Annotated in this window: 15 protein-coding genes and 1 other RNA gene (1 of these 16 cut by a window edge); 12 read left to right on the forward strand and 4 right to left on the reverse strand. The window is 55.5% G+C overall.

The window, feature by feature from the left end:
• The first annotated feature begins 298 nt into the window (after positions 1-298).
• The 10 genes from IPN69_13725 (at position 299) to IPN69_13770 (ending at position 9,166) form a co-directional block, all read left to right on the forward strand.
• A complete protein-coding gene (locus IPN69_13725) occupies positions 299-1,198 on the forward strand; it encodes a peptidase (GenBank protein ID MBK8811776.1) in 900 nt (299 codons plus the stop codon).
• Positions 1,195-2,586, forward strand: a complete 1,392-nt coding sequence (locus IPN69_13730; protein ID MBK8811777.1) for an MFS transporter — start codon at positions 1,195-1,197, stop codon at positions 2,584-2,586. The genes IPN69_13725 and IPN69_13730 overlap by 4 nt, the downstream gene beginning before the upstream one ends.
• A 65-nt stretch (positions 2,587-2,651) precedes the next feature.
• Entirely contained in the window at positions 2,652-3,200 is a 549-nt protein-coding gene (locus tag IPN69_13735) for an LOG family protein (protein MBK8811778.1), read from the forward strand.
• Positions 3,201-3,239: 39 nt separating this feature from the next.
• Positions 3,240-4,169, forward strand: a complete 930-nt coding sequence (locus IPN69_13740; GenBank protein ID MBK8811779.1) for a TIGR00266 family protein — start codon at positions 3,240-3,242, stop codon at positions 4,167-4,169.
• Positions 4,170-4,179: 10 nt separating this feature from the next.
• Positions 4,180-5,952, forward strand: coding sequence for a phosphoenolpyruvate--protein phosphotransferase (ptsP, locus tag IPN69_13745; GenBank protein MBK8811780.1), 1,773 nt, complete (start codon positions 4,180-4,182; stop codon positions 5,950-5,952).
• 183 nt (positions 5,953-6,135) lie between these two features.
• Positions 6,136-7,173 carry a polysaccharide biosynthesis/export family protein gene (locus tag IPN69_13750; protein MBK8811781.1) on the forward strand — a complete coding sequence of 346 codons (1,038 nt, stop codon included), beginning with the start codon at positions 6,136-6,138 and terminating at the stop codon, positions 7,171-7,173.
• A gap of 69 nt (positions 7,174-7,242) precedes the next feature.
• Positions 7,243-7,706: RNase P RNA component class A (rnpB, locus tag IPN69_13755), an RNA gene on the forward strand.
• A 45-nt stretch (positions 7,707-7,751) separates the two neighbouring features.
• On the forward strand, positions 7,752-8,021 hold the full coding sequence (locus IPN69_13760; protein ID MBK8811782.1) for a hypothetical protein: 270 nt from the start codon (positions 7,752-7,754) through the stop codon (positions 8,019-8,021).
• 89 nt (positions 8,022-8,110) lie between these two features.
• The gene (locus IPN69_13765; protein ID MBK8811783.1) at positions 8,111-8,863 is read left to right on the forward strand and encodes a tetratricopeptide repeat protein; all 753 of its coding nucleotides are present in this window, start codon (positions 8,111-8,113) and stop codon (positions 8,861-8,863) included.
• Complete coding sequence (locus tag IPN69_13770; GenBank protein ID MBK8811784.1) at positions 8,864-9,166, forward strand: hypothetical protein; 303 nt, start codon at positions 8,864-8,866, stop codon at positions 9,164-9,166.
• 1 nt (position 9,167) lies between these two features.
• On the opposite strand, the gene IPN69_13775 is transcribed toward IPN69_13770, so the two are convergent.
• Positions 9,168-10,064, reverse strand: a complete 897-nt coding sequence (locus IPN69_13775) for a prepilin peptidase (GenBank protein MBK8811785.1) — start codon at positions 10,062-10,064, stop codon at positions 9,168-9,170.
• Positions 10,065-10,197: 133 nt separating this feature from the next.
• Entirely contained in the window at positions 10,198-12,051 is a 1,854-nt protein-coding gene (locus IPN69_13780; protein ID MBK8811786.1) for a winged helix-turn-helix domain-containing protein, read from the reverse strand.
• Between IPN69_13780 and IPN69_13785 the strand changes: the two genes are divergently transcribed.
• The gene (locus IPN69_13785; GenBank protein ID MBK8811787.1) at positions 12,020-12,490 is read left to right on the forward strand and encodes a hypothetical protein; all 471 of its coding nucleotides are present in this window, start codon (positions 12,020-12,022) and stop codon (positions 12,488-12,490) included. The two genes, IPN69_13780 and IPN69_13785, sit on opposite strands and share 32 nt — an antisense overlap.
• Positions 12,491-12,558: 68 nt before the next feature.
• On the forward strand, positions 12,559-14,691 hold the full coding sequence (locus tag IPN69_13790; GenBank protein ID MBK8811788.1) for a VCBS repeat-containing protein: 2,133 nt from the start codon (positions 12,559-12,561) through the stop codon (positions 14,689-14,691).
• Positions 14,692-15,159: 468 nt separating this feature from the next.
• Here the strand turns inward: IPN69_13790 and IPN69_13795 are convergent, their stop codons facing one another.
• Both IPN69_13795 and IPN69_13800 read right to left on the reverse strand, forming a co-directional pair.
• Positions 15,160-15,525 carry a YbaN family protein gene (locus tag IPN69_13795; GenBank protein MBK8811789.1) on the reverse strand — a complete coding sequence of 122 codons (366 nt, stop codon included), beginning with the start codon at positions 15,523-15,525 and terminating at the stop codon, positions 15,160-15,162.
• Between the two features lie 132 nt (positions 15,526-15,657).
• A protein-coding gene (locus tag IPN69_13800) for a hypothetical protein (GenBank protein ID MBK8811790.1) crosses the window boundary here: on the reverse strand, positions 15,658-15,688 show its end. It continues 392 nt past the right edge of the window; the window shows 31 of its 423 coding nt (coding positions 393-423); its start codon lies beyond the right edge, outside the window; its stop codon occupies positions 15,658-15,660.

The raw sequence follows: 15,688 nt of genomic DNA on the forward strand, positions 1-15,688 counted from the left end.
TAGCCTGATTTGACTCAAAAGTCAAGCGATTTTTAATTTTCGCCGTTCCAGGTTCAAGCGGATTCAGATTCCGTGGACCACGAACATCAATCGATTCATGAAAGAATCGCGATCACTTCGTTCGATCGTACTGAGACCTGAAACGTCGGAGGTTGCCCGAAGACGGGGGGTGTCGGTCGGTCGCGCGGTTCTGCAATGCTCCGCACGCGCTTGATTTCGATCGTGGCGGCTGGTCAGGCTAAACAACTCGAAGAAGTCGTTTTTGAAGCCTTTGGTTTGCTATAATCGCACCTCACTGATGAATCCGGCGAGTGATAACAGTTCGGTAATTTTGTTTTTCATCGACGGCATCGGCATCGGCCGTCGCGGTGCCGATAATCCGTTCGACGCGGCCGACGGTCTCGAACCGCTGGCGCATTTCGAGGGCGAAACGGATCGGGCCGCATACGGCGGCGTTATGGTTCCGACCGATCCGCGGCTCGGGGTCGAGGGTCGGCCGCAGTCGGCATCAGGCCAGACGACAATACTGACGGGCGTTAACGCGCCGAAATTGCTTGGTTATCATAAGCAGGGCTTTCCCAATGAACAACTGCGCGAGGTCATCAAAGAGAATTCGATCTTCAAACGTCTGAAATCGGCTGGAATTGCGGACGTCGTTTTCGCCAACGCATACACGCCGCGCTTCTTCACGGAGCGGCCGCGATGGAAATCGGCGACGACCGTTGCGGTCGAAAGCGCCGAGATGCAGTTCAGGCGTTTGCCGGATCTCGTCGGCGGTCATGCCATTTTCCATGATTTCTCCAATCGCTCGCTGATCGAGAGCGGTTTCGACGTTCCGCAGTTCTCAGCGGCCGATGCCGCCGCGATTCTCGCACGGTTGAGCAAAACGCACCGGTTCACACTATACGAGCATTTCATAACCGATAAGATCGGCCATGACCAGGATTTCGAGCGCGCACGAGTCCATTTGCCCGAACTCGCCGAATTCGTACGCGAGACGCTGCGGCTCATCGACCGTGAAAACACCACGTTCATCTTGACAAGCGACCACGGGAACATAGAAGATTTGTCCGTTCGAAACCATACGCTGAACGACGTTCCGACAATAATCTGGGGTCGGAAGCGCGACGAGGTCGCACGTCGCATCAGCGATCTGTCCGACATTGCGCCCGCGATCTTCAAACTTCTAAACGAATGAACAATCAAGAGACATACGGCAAGAACGACCGGAAAGAAATTTTCGGATGGATGCTCTACGACTGGGCAAACTCGGCCTTCTTTACGGCGGTTATCGGCGTACTCATCGGACCGTACGTACTCAATCTGGCGCAGAAGGCCGTCGGCGAGGACGGCGTGGTCTTCAGTTTCGGATTTTTCGACGTTACCGCCAAGGGCTTCTTCGCCTTCTGCACCGCGCTCTCGACGCTGTCGCTCGTCGTTTTTCTGCCGCTTCTCGGCGCAATCGCCGACTATACGCACCTCAAGAAGCGGATGATGTCCGTTTTCTGTTATCTTGGCGTCGTTTCGGGCGGACTGTTGTTCTTTGTAGACGAGTCCTATTTGTGGTGCGGCGCGTTGATCGTCGTTTCGAATATGGCGTTTGCCGCGGCGAACGTCTTTTACAACGCCTTTCTGATCGACGTCACGACCGAAGACCGCCGTGACAAGATCTCAAGTTACGGCTACGGACTCGGATACATCGGTGGCGTCGTGATGCTGATAATCAGCATCGCGCTGATCCAAAACGCGGAGGGAATGGGAATTTCGAAGGGGCTTGCGGCGCGGATCTCGTTTCTCGTCTCGGCGCTCTGGTGGGGCGGATTCGGCGCGATCAGCTTTTCGCTTCTTCGGACGCGCGACGCCGACAAACAGATTCCCGACGGCAAATCTTTGGTCACGGTCGGTTTCAGCGAGATCTGGCAGACGCTCAAGGAATTGAAACGCCTGCGTTACACGATGTTGTTTCTTATCGCGTATCTCTTTTACAACGACGGCATCCAAACGGTCATTCTTCAGTCGTCCGTTTTTATGTCGTACGAACTGTTCACCTCAAAGGGACTCGAGGTCGACAACTCGTTCCTGCTTTCGATCTTCCTCATAGCCCAGATTTCGGCGTTCGCGGGAGCGATCGGCTTCGAACGGATCGCCCGCGTCATCGGTGCGAAATCGACGATTCTGGTTTCGCTCGGCATCTGGTGCGCGATCGTGATCTATGCCTACGGGTTCTTCGAAACAAAGACGCAGGCTTACTTTATCGGAGGGATGATCGGAATGGTTCTCGGGAGCGCGCAGGCGCTGTCGCGATCGCTCTATTCGCAGATGATACCGGTTGGCCGCGAATCATCGTTCTTCGGGCTTTACGAGATCTCCGAAAAGGGCACATCCTGGATGGGACAGATAATGTTCGCGATCATTGTCAGCGCAACGGGTTCGTTCCGCCACGCGATTCTCGGTCTCATCGTTTTCTTCATCGTCGGCAGCGTCATTTTGTTTTTCACGAACACGAAGCAGGCGATTCACGAGGCGGGCAACCTGACCCCGGAAGAGGCCGAAAAGGAACTGAGCGTACAACCGAACGCCGCCTGATATTGGTCAATCAGGATTGAATCGCTATAATCAAAGCGTAGAAATTCAGACATTTCGGAAACCACGTGATACTAGACTCAAAAGACAAAATCGTAACTATCTTCGGCGGCTCGAAATGCGCAGAGGATTCCGAAGAATACCGTGAGGCCAAGCTTCTCGGCGGAATGCTCGCCGAGGCCGGGTTCACCATCTGCACCGGCGGCTATCTCGGCGTGATGGAAGCCGCTTCGCGCGGCGCACGCGAGAAAGGCGGTCGCGTTTTCGGGATCGTGATGAACCAATTCAAGTCGGAACCTAATCGTTATCTGACGGACAAGGTCGCAACCGACCATTTTTACGATCGCCTTCAAAACCTGATCACGCGTTCGGTCGGATTCGTCGCGTTTCGCGGCGGGATGGGAACGGTCACCGAGATCTCTTTGGTTTGGAACAAACTGCAGACACGCGTTCTCGAAAAAAGGCCGCTCGTGCTGATCGGAGACTGCTGGACCGACGTCGTTGCCACCTGGCAAAAGAGCCTTGTCGTCAGCGATTCGGACGTTGCCCTGCTCGACTTCGCTCCCGATGCCGCCTCCGCTTGCCGGATACTGATCGAAAAGTGCGGTCAACGCTGAGGCTGAGGGCCTTCAGGAGTTTCAATCGGGAGAACCACAATGAACTGCCCTAAATGCAGCGCACCATTGCTTTCAAATGCCAGGTTCTGCGGAACCTGCGGGACCGTTTTGACAGCGGTCGAACCGTCCGCGCACGTTCCGCAGGCTACGCAAGGACCGCAGCCTCCGCAGGCAACCCCGCCGGCGTCCGCTCAGCCTCCGCCGCCACTCGCCGGAGCGTTTCACTTTGACACTGACGGACGCGGACAAGGTCGCGGATACACGTGGGCGATCGAACACGCGGGAGCGTTCGCGCTTGCGGTAGTTAATCTTCAGCCCGAGCAGTCGATCGCCGCCGAGGCCGGCGCGATGGTCTCGATGTCGGCCAACGTCGAGCTGTATTCGGAAATGAAGGGCGGCGTTTTCGGTGCGCTCAAACGAGCCGTTGGGGGCGAATCGGCTTTCGTTTCAACTTTTACCGCACGCGGCGGTGCCGGCGAGGTCACTTTGGCGCCGGGCGCGCCGGGCGACATCGCCGGTATCGAAATGCAGAACCAGACCTTTATGGTTCAGTCGAGTTCGTACCTTGCGGGCGATGCGTCGCTGCAAGTGGACACGAAATTCGGCGGCGCGAAGTCGTTTTTTGGCGGCGAGGGCCTGTTCGCCTTGCAGGTTTCGGGCGCGGGACTTCTGCTCGTCTCGTCGTTCGGATCGATCCACCGCAAGACTCTGCGGACCGGCGAGCGCTATGTCGTCGATACCGGCCACCTCGTTGCTTGGGAAGGTCATCTGCAATACCAGCTTCGGAAGGCGGCAAAGAGCGGCTTTTTCCGGAGTTTTCTGAGTGGCGAGGGAATGGTCGCGGAGTTTGCCGGTCCGGGCGAGATACTTATCCAAACCCGGAATCTTGCCGCATTCGCCGGATTGCTCAAGCCGTTCTTCCCGAACCAGGGCGGCGGAAGCGGCGGCGGATTCAATTTCGGCAACTGATCCAACTTAAATGAAAAAGGGTTCGAACAATCCACCCGCATCGACGATCAAAGCCCGCGCCGTTTCGCGCGGGATCGCGGTTGGGAACGCGGTGTGCCTGTTCGGACGCAAACGGCAATTCTACCGGATCGCCATCGAAGAACAAATGGTCGCGAAGGAGATTCGCCGATTCCGTGCGGCATTGCGGCTCGCCAAACGGCAACTCCGGCGCATTTCGCAGGGCAGCGAAAACAATCGAAGCAGTATTTTCGAGACCCACCTGATGATTCTTGATGATCGCTCATTCCTCGATAAGGTCGACAACGAGATATCGGACCGCCGAGTCAATGCGGAATGGGCCGTAAAGACGGTCACCGACGCCTATGTTGCGGCGCAGAAGGCGATACCGGACGAACATCTGCGCGAAAAGTACATCGACCTTGAAGATATCTCCGACCGAATTCTGACTGCGCTCGGCGGCGGACGCGAGTCGTCGCTGGTTCTCGAAGAGAATTCGATCGTCGTCGCCAAAGAACTCCGCCCGTCGACTTTGATCGAACTTACGGCAAGTAATCCGAAGGCGATCATTACCGAACACGGCGGTTGGACATCGCATACATTCATTCTGGCGCGCGAGTTCGGACTGCCCGCGATTACCGGAATCAAAGGATTGCTTCGCCGTGTCCGGACCGGAGATCGCTTGATCGTTGACGGGTTTGGCGGAATTCTGATTATCAATCCCGATCCTGAAGCCGTTGCAAAGTGCGCCGAAACGAACGTCCGCGAAGCACCGGGATCCGATCCGGCAGAAGCGCTTTCGCCGGTGGTCAAAACCCTTGACGGCCGCGAGATCGCGATTCGCGCCAATGTCGATATTCCCGACGTTTACGGTCGCGCGAAACGTCTCGGTGCGCGCGGGATCGGACTTTACCGGTCCGAATTCCTGTTCAACCAGTACAAAGGATTTCCAACTGAAGCGGAACAGATCAAAGCCTATCGCAAGATCGCCAAGGAAGCGGACGGCGATCTGGTCCGGATTCGGACATTTGACCTCGGCGCCGATCAGGTCGCTTCGGAGACGGGCGAAAGAGAGAAAAATCCGGCGCTCGGCCTCCGTGCGATCCGCCTGATGCTGACAAACAGAGCCGAGTATCGGACACAGCTTCGGGCATTGTTGCAGGCGTCCGCCGATTTTCCGATCGACATCGTGCTGCCGATGATCTCCGAGATCAGCGAGATCATCGAGACCAAACGCCTTCTCGAGCGCGAGTCGGCTTCCCTTCGACGGAAAGGCGTCGCCGTCGGCAAACCGAGGGTCGGCGCGATGATCGAGGTGCCGGCGTCGGTGATCATTGCCGAAGAGATCGGACGCGAAGTTGATTTTTTCTGTCTCGGGACGAACGATCTGGTACAGTATCTGCTTGCCGTCGATCGCGACAATGCATCGGTTGCGGATTCGTTCCGGACCCTCCATCCGGCGGTTCTGCGCGCGATCAAAACCGTTCTGACGGCCGCGGCCAAGTGCGGGATACCGCTCGTGGTCTGCGGCGAAATGGCGGGTTCGCCCGCATATGTCGCGCTCCTCATTGGGCTTGGCGCGACCGAACTCAGTATGAACGTCAATTCGATGACGCGGGTTCGCAGGACGATCGAAGGAATCGCATACGAAGAGGCTCGATCGATCGTCAACGAACTCGCCGCTTTCAGTACGACCGAAGAGATCGAGGGACACGTTCGCCGGCGATTCACCGAAAAATGGGCCCATCTTTTCACGAACGAACTGCTTCCGGCCAAGGCCGCCTGATAGAAGATCAAGGAAAATTACTAGAATCTCCAATGTTTTGAATCTTTATATGAACGTGGCCGAGCGGTCGCCGTTCTTATCGGACTTGCCTGAAGTGCGGATTTAACAATATATTAGACGATTCCGTTTATTCGCGTCCGAGCAGGTTGCTTCAAAAAGAGGTTTGCCCCGACTTTTTGTGTTATGAAACGAACTTTCACGTTGCTGACCGTTTTCTGCGCTGTGCTTCTGGCCGGCGGGATCGATGTCGGTGCCCAGACCAATCCGGGCGGCGGGAAAAAGAACTTCGGATACTCGCAAAATCCGAAGACCAAAACGCCGAGCGAAACGCGGTCGGTTGTTGCAGAGAAGACTGAACCGGCTTCTATTCAGACGCCGGCAGTTGAGGTCGCGAAAGCTACGGTTGCGCCCGAAGCAACACGACCGGAGACGTCGATTGCCGAAAAGACGCTCGGCGTCGTCAAACAGGCCGCGAATCGCTCGAAGGCCCCGACCGAAAACTATATCGTCGGATCGGGCGACGTTCTTTTCGTCTCGCTTCAGAACAACTCGAAAGCTTCGACCTATTTTACGGTTCTGAATGACGGGACGATCGACTATCCGCTCGCGGGAGAAATGGTTTCCGTTGTCGGAATGACGACCGACGAGATCGAAGAGATCCTGGCGACGAAGATAAAACTGTACGAGAACCCGCTGGTTTCGGTGAGGGTCCGCGAATACAACAGTCATCGGGTAACGGTCCTTGGATTGGTCGAAAACGGCGGTGAGCGTTCGATACAGCGCGAAGCGGTTCCCCTGTTCGTCATTCGCGCAGATGCCTCGGTTCAGCCGAAGGCCGATACCGTTTCGGTCAAGCGCACGGCGGGCGCGAGCGAAAAGTATCTTCTCAAAGACGCCCAATGGGAAAACGTCCTCGTGTTTCCGGGCGACATCGTTGAGTTTTCGGCTTCAGCCGAAGCTGAAAAGGCGAATCAGTTTGTATTCATCAGCGGCGAGATATCGAACAGCGGCAAGCTGGCGTTCCACAGCGGATTGACATTGACGCAGGCGATCATAGTCGCCGGCGGGATAAAACGGACCGGAATCAAGAAAGCGGTGATAAGGCGAAAGAACGCGGCCGGATTGCTCGAAACGAAAGAATACAACCTGAAGGCGATCAACGATGGAAAAATGCCGGATCCGAATCTCGCCGACGGCGACATTATCGAGATCGGAAGCTAACCAGCGAAATTGATTAACTGAAGTTTTAGTTGTTCAACATTTTTTGCTAAGATATTCGGGCCTTGTTTTGAAACAGATCGGGCAGTCGCTTGCCGTCAAGGCAAGAGGAAAGTCCGAACACCAAAGGGCAGCGAGCCGGATAACGTCCGGGAGTCGAACCGAAAGATTCGGCGACGACAAGTGCAACAGAGAACAGACCAACCCTGGGGAATTTCGGATTGGGGATTTGTGATTGAGGATTTTGTATCGTCCATTCCCAAATCACAAATCCCGAATCCGAAATTCCCCAGAGTGATGGGTGAAACGGTGCGGTAAGAGCGCACCGGCGCGGTTGGTAACAGTCGCGGCCAGGTAAACTCCTCGTGGTGCAAGACCAAATAGGAAAGCGTTTTATGAGCGGCCCGCTCATTGTTTCGAAAGAAACGGCGCTTTCGGGTAGGTCGCTCGAGCTTTGCGGCAACGCAAAGCCTAGATGAATGATTGCCGTCCGCTTCGCGCGGAAACAAAATTCGGCTTACAGATCTGTTTCATACAAGGCACGCTTTTAGTTATCTCGATCTAAAGGAGTTATTCAGTTTATGGTTAATCGAAAAGGTGTTTTTATCGGTGCGTACGTTCCCAACGAGTTGAAGGAGTCGCTCCGTCGTCGCGCTGCGCTGGAACACCGTACGCTGTCACAGGAGATCACACGCATCTTGATCGAGGCCGTTCACGGTCAGGGGTTGCCCGTCGGCAGCGTTGACCGGCGCGGCGGAACGACGATGCCGAGACGCCGCGCGACCGATCCGTTGCCGCGCCGCAGGGCCGATGATCTGCCGTATATTACTCCGGAGAACGAGAAAAAGTAATCTCCTTCTTCACCGAATCAAAAGGCGTCATTCGAGTTTCTCGGTGACGCTTTTTCTATTTCCCGAGCACTTTGGTAGAATCAACTCCAATGAGCGACAAGTACTTTTGGGTAACTATTATTGGAATGATCGTGAGTTTCTCAGGCGGATTTCTGCTTGCCAACTCGCTCAATCGAAACGAGATCTCCGCGCTCCAGTCGCAGGTCGAGCAGGCGAAAAAGAACCCGGCGCCGACCTCCCCGACGATGCCGGGCTCAACGAATCAAGCGGAGCCACAATTGAGCGATGCCGAGATAAAGCAGAAGATCGCCGAAGCGGACAGCGCTCCGGAAAACACTATCTTCCAACGCGATCTCGGGGCCGCGCTTTATCGCTACGGCGGAATGAAGCAAGATCCGGGTCTGATCTCGGAGTCGGTTCGATTGTTGAAGCGCGTCGTCGAAAAAGATCCGAAGGACTACGACGCTCTGGTGCTCACCGGAAACGCGTTGTTTGACATCGCGGCGATGCGAAAGGACTCGACCGGATACGCCGCCGCGCGCGACTACTACAAAAAGGCGCTCGAGATCAGACCGAACGATCCGGAGGTTCTTGCGGATTACGGATCCACCTATTTCCTCGGTCAACCGATCGAGATCGAAAAGGCCCGGACCGAACTCCAAAAAGCCCTCGCGGCGGACTCCTCAAACGAACGGGCGCTTCAGTTCTTGACCCAGGTATACATCAAGACTGGCAACAAGGCCGAAGCCGAAAAAACATTCGCGAAGCTGAAATCGGTAAATCCTAGCAACCCGATGCTTCCGACACTGACGACCCAGATCGCTACCGGGCAGGTCAATTAGATGAAGGAGTTGTTTGTAATTCTCGCGGTCATCGCGGTGATGCTTCTGTTCGTCGCCTTCCGCTACCGCCGCCAGATTCAGACCGCGATTCAGGTTTGGCGTATGTTTCGGAAGATGCGCGAGGCAGGCAAATCGGCGGGCGGCGGCCAGGAGATCGGCGACAAAGCCTCAAACGACAACGTCGAACTCGTTCGATGCGCGAGTTGCAACTCCTGGAAACCCAAGTCCGAGGCGCTGAAATTCAGCCGCGGAACGTTCTACTGTTCATCAGCTTGCGTCAACCAGGCGATGAACGTTCGCTGATCTATTGCGGGACGAAGTTCTGCAGATACCAGAGAATTATCCGGTCGCCGAAAAGAAGAGAGACGAAGGCGCCGATCCCGAGGAAGATCCCGAACGGAATCTGCGTCTGCATATCTTTGTCGCGGTCCTTCGCGATCAGCGCGACTCCGATCACAGCGCCCGCAAACGCGCCGACGAACAACGTCAGGAAAGTCAGACGCCAGCCGAGAAGCGCGCCGACGGCGAACATCATCTTGACGTCACCGAACCCCATCGCCTCGACGCCGCGCAGTTTTTCCCAGAGCCAACCGATCGACCATAGAAAGCCACCGCCCACGAGCATTCCCAGGAACGCGCCGGCAAGCGAAACGATCCAAACCGGATATCCCGCAAGATATGTCAGCGGAGAATGATGGAGATCGGAGAAATAGGCGTCGCCGAATGCGAGCGGAAAGGCGATTCGCACGACGACCGCAACGAAAAGCAACGGGAAGTTGATCAGGTCCGGCAGGATCATATGCTCGGCGTCGATAAAGACGAGCGAGATCATCGAAGCGGTAAAATACAACGCCACCGGAAGCAAGGGCGTGAATCCGATCTGCCAGAACACAAGCAGGAAAAGGAGTGCTGTCAACAATTCGACCGCCGGATATCGCGCCGAGATCGGCGCCGAACAATTCCGGCACTTTCCTCTGAGTATCAGCCAGCTGAGGATCGGAAAATTGTCGTACGGCTTGATCGCGGAACCGCATTTCGGACATGCCGAATTCGGAAACACGATCGACAGTTCCCTTGGGATACGGTGGATAACGACGTTCAGAAAACTCCCGACGATCGCGCCGAAGAGAAATACGAAAACGTAGCCGACAAGATCGGGCAGTCCGGTGACCGCTTCAAAGTTTGAGATCTGGAGAATCATTTGGTTTGCAGGTTGTCAGGAAAAACAAGACGGACGCGAGAAATGGCGCCTTCAACATAATAAACGTTCTGTTCCGATTGTGAAAGAAAAAATTGCGCCGGACCCGGACCATTCTCGCTCGGCTCGAGCGAGATCAGCGCGTTCGTCGATCCGGCGAGCTTGGACTCCTGTCGGCCAGACCGACTTTCTGCAGAATCACTTGAAAACGCGGATCTCGTTCGAGAAATTCAAATTCGCGATCGAACCTGATCCACGTCAGATTCGGGTCGCGCTCTTCGACGGCGGTCTCTAGCCACTCGATCGTCTTTTCTTCGTCTCCCGATGCGGCGTAAACCGAGGCGATATTCGCGCTGCTGATATATCTGTCAGCCTTCATCTGCAGCAACTTGTTCGACGTTTCCTGAACCGCCCGGCTATTTCCGCGAGCCGCCTGCAAGATCCCGCGGAGCGAAAGCGTCAGGGAATTTTGATTTGAGAGGCTGACTGCTCTTTCGCAATGCGATTCGGCGTCATCAAGACGACCGCTGTCAAGAAAAGAAAACGACAAATGGTAGTGTGCGGGATAAAACTCCGGGAAAGATCTCAATGTCTCTTCGTGGATACGAATCGAGGCTTCCGTTTCGCCGCAATACCGAAGGACTTCCGCCAGCCAGGTGTCATGGATCGGAGAAAGCGGGTCCAGTTCCCCGGCTTTCTTCAAAGCGCTAATGGACTCGGCGATTCTTTCGACACGGCATAGGTAAACGCCAAGAAGTTCGTAGGCATTCGAATAGTTCGGATCCGCCTTGATCGCGCGGTCGAATGCAACTTCTGCCCCGGACCAATTCCAATCGTAATGCAGAATCGCAAGACCGAACGCCGTGTGGGCCTCCGCCAATTGCGAGTCAATTTCGAGAGCTCTCAACGCGGCCGCCTTGGCCTTTGGAAAGTAATCGCGCGGCGCAAAGCCGTCGATAAGTGGAAGAACGTTGTAAATGCCCGCCAGCCCGGCATACGCCAGCGCGTACAACGGGTCCGTATCGATCGCCCTCTTGAAGCATTCGATAGCCTTCTCGTAACCGATCAACGTGCATTTGTTCCAGTAGTAACGACCCTTAAGATATTCCTGATAAGCTTCGACATTTTCTGTGTAGCGTTTCCTGAGTCTGGTCTGAGATTCAGCCGTGAGTTTCCTGTTCAAAGCATGGACGACGCGCTCGGCGATCTGGTCCTGAAGGCTGAAAACATCATCAAACTCGGCATTGAAACTGTCGGCCCAAAGCGCATTGCCGCCCTTGGTATGAAGCATCTGGACGGTCAGCCGCAGTTTGTTTTCAAAACGCTGAAATCTTCCTTCCAACACCGCGTCAACCCGCAGTTCCCGTCCGAAGGAAACCGCGGTTTTTTCCGACGAATTGTAATCCAGAATCGAACTGGTTGGGCGAACTTGAACCTGCCCGGCGCGGCTGAGTTGCGTAATGAGCGCGTCGGTGAGCCCCAAGCCGAAAAAATCCTCGGCGGCTTTTGCGCCGAGCGGTTCGAACGGCAGAACGGCAAGGCTCTGAACCTCGTTGAGCACCGACGGTCGGCTGGGCGACGTTTCCGCGTCGCTTTCTTCCAAGGAACTCGAAAACCTGACATTGAGACTTCGGTGAACCAGCAAACCAGCTTCGCCGTCCAATTGTCTGATGGCCGCCTGGAATCGATATCCGCGTTTCGGCAGAGTCTCGATCAGCTCAGCCCCTTCCGTATTCAAGATCTTCCGCAGACGGGATATGTTCTTGGCGAGATTGCCCTCTTCGACGAACGACTCTGCCCACAACGCCGACATCATTTCGACTTTCGTCAGAAGCCGGCCGTTGTGTTCGATCAGAAGCAGAAGCGTGTCGAATACTTTGCCGGTAAGATGAACGGGCACGCCATCGGCAAGCAAAACCCTCTCCCGCGAATCAAGAATGAACTTCCCGAACTCGTAGATGGATCCGCTCTTCTGGCCTCCTTTGTCCATTGTCAAAAAAATGTCACGAATTTGTCCGAAAAAATCCAAGACTTGTTTCGCGCCTATCGGCGACGATGTCGAGTCCCCAAAATTTTGCGCCGGAAATCAAGCCGATTGTAACGTCAAACCCCGCGCAAAACAAGAAAAAGCAATGAGACGAAATACCGAGATTGAAATCGAACTTAACGAAACCGTTGCCTTCAGCCGCAAGACCGAGCGATTCGAGAGCTTTTGCACTGAATGCCGGGCGCTCGTCGAAATGTCGTCTCCACAGGTTGCCGCGATACTCCTGCAAAAAACGGAACGGGAGATCTATCGCGTCGTCGAAGCGGGCAGAGTTCATTTTGTCGAAACGGATAGAGTGCTGATTTGCCTGAGATCTCTGAAAGAGGCATTGACCGACGCAGGCGCAAAACCGACGACGTGGATTGTTCGATGTCATAAATGAAATCGTATGGCGTTACTGAATAGGCAAGGGTGATGATTTATTTAGGATCAATTTCTTGGAGAAACACTATGACCGGCAAATACTCGTGGGTAACAGCAAAGGCAGTATCGTCTGCATCGAATCAATATCAGGCGAGACAGAACATGCGCGGATTGGTACTGTTGGCGTGTTTGGCGTTTGCACTGCCGGCGATGGCCGGTTGGATCGAGCGCCAAAAGATCACATCCTCGCCACGCGGTGTCGGAGCGCAATTCGGAAATGCGGTCGCGATCAACGGCAACACGATGGTCGTAGGGGCGCGGTTTGACAGCACGACCGCCTCTCAGGCTGGCGCCGCCTACGTTTTCGTTCTCAGCGGCGGGACGTGGACACAACAGGCGGTTTTGCTGGCAAACGACGGCGCGACGTCCGATAAGTTCGGTTATTCCGTGGCGATCAGCGAAAACACGATCGTCGTCGGCGCTTACAACGACGACTCACCGTTTTCAAACGCCGGTTCGGCTTACGTCTTCGTCCGCATCGGCACAAGTTGGTCGTTTCAGCAGAAATTGACAGCCAGCGATGCCGCCGCCGATGACCAGTTCGGCGTATCGGTCGCCATTGGCGGACCGACGATCTTTGTCGGAGCCAATTTTTCCGACCAACCGAGCAACTCCGACGCCGGAGCCGTTTATAGATTTTCGCAAAGCGGGATGGTTTGGACGCAAACGCAGAAACTCGTTCCCATCGGCGGAGTCATCCTCGGGGACCATTTCGGTGAATCGGTCGCGACCAGCGGCAACAAGCTGGTCGTCGGCTCGCCTGGGGCCGACATCCCGTTCACGGCCGCCGGCTCGGTTTACGTCTTTATCGAGGGCGGCGGCGGAGTCTTTACAATGCAGGACAAAATATCAATTCCAGGCGGCGCGAACGGCGATAGTTTCGGTGCATCGGTCGCAATCGAAGGCAACACGTTCGTCGGCGGAGCGACCCAGTACTCGCCGGTCGTCGGCCAAACGGCGTACGGAGCCGCATACGTCTATGAATTCAACGGCGCGGCCTGGGTGTCGCAAGGGAGACTCGTCGCCGACGACGGCGGATCCGTCGACCGTTTCGGTTGGTCGGTCGCGGTCAGTGACAATACGATCGCCGTCGGTGCTCGCGACGACGACACGGTCGCCGGCGGCACCGACGCCGGTTCGGCATACGTTTTCGTCCGCAGTGGCGCGAATTGGGGTCAGCAGCAGAAGATTGCTCCGCCGGACCCGTTCAACGGCGACCGCTTCGGCTCGGGCGTCGCACTGAGCTTCGGCAATCTTGTCGTCGGCGCCGCCGAGAAGGCGCTGTCGGCGCCGAACGGACAGGGTGCGGCATATTATTTTGTCCGGCCATCGAAAGTCAGATACGACTTCGACGGTGACGGAATCTCGGACATTTCGATCTTCCGCCCGATCAGCGGGCAATGGTGGTATCAGCGAAGTTCCGATAGTACGGTGAGGGCGGAAACGTTCGGGACATCGACCGACAGGCCCGTTCCGGCCGATTATGACGGCGACGGGAAAACGGACATCGCCGTTTATCGGCCTTCAAGCGGCACTTGGTATGTATTGCGGAGTTCGAACCTGAGCTTTTATTCCCTTCCCTTCGGAATCTCGACCGACAAGGCGGTACCGGCCGACTTTGACGGCGATGGTTTGGCAGATGTCTCCGTTTTTCGGCCTTCCGAAGGCGCCTGGTACATCAACAAATCGTCCGGCGGCGTGCAGGTTTCGCAATGGGGAAGCAATGGCGACGTTCCGGTCACTTCGGATTACGACGGCGACGGCAAGGCCGATTTGGCGATCTTCAGACCGTCAAACGGCCAATGGTGGCTCAACCGGTCGACCGCCGGTACGATCGTCCATACGTTTGGAAACAGCGCAGACAAGCCGGTTCCGGCTGACTATACGGGCGACGGCAAAGCCGACATCGCCGTTTGGCGGGCGTCAAACGGAAGCTGGTACGTCCTCAGAAGCGAAGACTCTAGCTATTATTCCGCTCCGTTCGGCAACAGCGGCGACGTTCCCGCACCGGCCGATTTCGACGGCGACGGCAGAGCGGACTTCGGAATTTTCCGGCCTGACGGATCAAACTGGTTCATCCAGCGATCGACCCAAGGGATTTTGATCCAGCAGTTTGGTGCGGCGGGCGATATCCCGGCGCCTTCGGCCTACATCCCTTGAAGTTGCGCGCCCGGATCTTTAGCGTTTCAGATTTTGCAGATCTCAAGTAACGTCTTCGGAACGCGCGCGAAACGCTACGTATCGACGCGCCGGCGCAATTGTGTCAATTTCACGATCTGACGGTGGCCCGTTTCATTGTGTGTTATGTTTAGCAGCTCATGATTTCGGCCGGAACTCGAGTCAGCGTGCTGTTCGTGGCTTGTCACCGGCTTACCTTGCGAGGTCGTATCGGTCAGACGCAGGCACGCTGCCGGCGCACAGAATCGAAGGTTCTGACGACGCGAAAATCGACTTGCGGGGTAAGAGGAATCAAAACCACGGTTGATGGCGCAAACGAAAGACAAACACCACAAAGATAAACGGCTTATGCGCAAACGGCTGAGGTCGCGGCACACCGATCACTCGCGTGGTGAAATTTTCGAACGGCTTGCCTCTTTTTTTTGTAGACTCGGGGCTTTTGGCGGGTTTTCATTCATCGTCGATTAATGTTTCCATTTTTAGAAGAAACAGAGTCGCGCCGAAACCCATCAAAACCAGGACCACAGTGACAAAAAGCATATCCATTCTGGAAATTGAAAAAATCAGCGATGCCCAAAGGACGGCAATTGTGATGATCTTCGCTCGTAACGGAATGCCCCGGCCTTCTTTGATATTCCTGATGTAGCCGCCGAGGTGCTTATTTGACATCAGCCAGTTGTGGAGCCGGTCGGAACCGCGAAGGTAACAGGCGGACGTCAAGAGAAGAAACGGGGTCGTTGGCAACAATGGCAGAAAGATACCCAGAATGCCCAAGCCCAAAGATATGCTTCCGATGACAATAAAAACCACCTTCATTCCGGACTACAGTGTCTCTCAAAACCTCTCATTTTCAAACTTGAAAAGCCCGTCTTTTCAAACCCGGCCTGATTCCCAACTTATCGGCTTCGAAAACTATGAACACGAAATGAGTCGCAATCAATTCAATATCTACCAAAGCCATCCGTCCTCCCAACTCTCT

The organism is Acidobacteriota bacterium (genome assembly GCA_016715115.1).
In the GTDB taxonomy this organism is placed as follows: Bacteria; Acidobacteriota; Blastocatellia; order Pyrinomonadales; family Pyrinomonadaceae; genus JAFDVJ01.